This window comes from Paraburkholderia domus (assembly GCF_905220705.1).
Classification (GTDB): Bacteria; Pseudomonadota; Gammaproteobacteria; order Burkholderiales; family Burkholderiaceae; genus Paraburkholderia; species Paraburkholderia domus.
The window spans coordinates 1-1,087 of the sequence record NZ_CAJNAT010000089.1 but is presented as its reverse complement, the minus strand read 5'-3'; the positions used below and the strand labels follow the sequence as shown (position 1 = coordinate 1,087).

At 58.2% G+C, this 1,087-nt stretch carries 2 protein-coding genes; both read left to right on the top strand.

Annotation, left to right across the window (positions count from 1 at the left end):
- Positions 1–139: 139 nt before the first annotated feature.
- A complete protein-coding gene (locus tag KHO31_RS38990) occupies positions 140–379 on the top strand; it encodes a DUF4148 domain-containing protein (RefSeq protein ID WP_201084481.1) in 240 nt (79 codons plus the stop codon).
- Between the two features lie 280 nt (positions 380–659).
- Positions 660–917 carry a hypothetical protein gene (locus tag KHO31_RS40135; protein WP_407945988.1) on the top strand — a complete coding sequence of 86 codons (258 nt, stop codon included), beginning with the start codon at positions 660–662 and terminating at the stop codon, positions 915–917.
- Positions 918–1,087: the final 170 nt, after the last annotated feature.

Here is a 1,087-nt window from a genome sequence, read left to right as displayed (position 1 = left end):
TCGTTCAGATCGCTGCTGTCTGCTGCCATAGTGTCCACCTCCGATTTAAGTGGACACTATCGTCGCCTCTCCGGGCGCGTGGCGATAGGGCGTCAATGAACGATCGCTTACAGAACAAGCAACAAGGAGGTAAGCCATCATGAAGTCCCTGATCTATGCGATCTCTACCGCTGCGGTCTTCGCAGCTCCGGTCGTATCGTTCGCTCAATCGAACGCACCTGTAACACGCGCACAAGTGCAGGCCGAACTGATAGAGCTCGAACAGGCTGGCTATCGGCCGTCCAGAGGTGAGGACGTGAATTATCCGAAGGAAATCCAGGCGGCGTTGGCGCGCGTGGCCGCAAAACACGCAGCGATGCAAGCGCCTGCTCTGCAGTAGGCCGGTTCACCCGATCATCAAGAGGCGGCCGTCGTCAAACCGCCTCCACAGATTGTGGAGTGCCCTTGCCGCAATGTAGTCGCGCTCGTGCATCGCTGGCAACACCCATCGATCTCTGAGCGTGCGTCTGAGAGCCGCAGCTATGGTTGCAGCTTCTTTTGGTGCGCCAGATGCAAAAATCCCAGCGCGGGGCAGGGCTCATCTGTGGTCGACCTGGGAGAGGCGACCTCCTCTTCTTGCTGCTCTCACGTTGAGAGAGACAGGGCATCCACCGCCAGCCGTGAAACCTTTTGAGGAGCGGTATGAAACTCTAGTCGCGACTGCATTGCTTGTGAGCCTTGGAATCGGCCTTTCTGGTTGCATCGTCCAAGCCCCGGGGGGCGTTGCTCCTGTGCCCGTTGGAATCACAATTGGATGGCATGGGGACCAGTACTATGATGGCCATCGTTACTGGGCGCACGACGACTGGATGCGCAACCACCCCAATGATCGGGACCCGCACGGTCAACATGACGACCACCACGATGACGATCACTAACGGGCTCGTGATTCGGCATCCGAGCGCACGGCGGTATTGAGGCACCATCTGTCGGAGCGCGGCCATGGGACTGATATGACTTTCCGTGTCAATCGGGATCGGTTTTCGTCGCTTTCGTTCCATAGGCGCGAGAATTTCCTGAGGGCGGCGTAGCAGTAAGTCTCGACGGT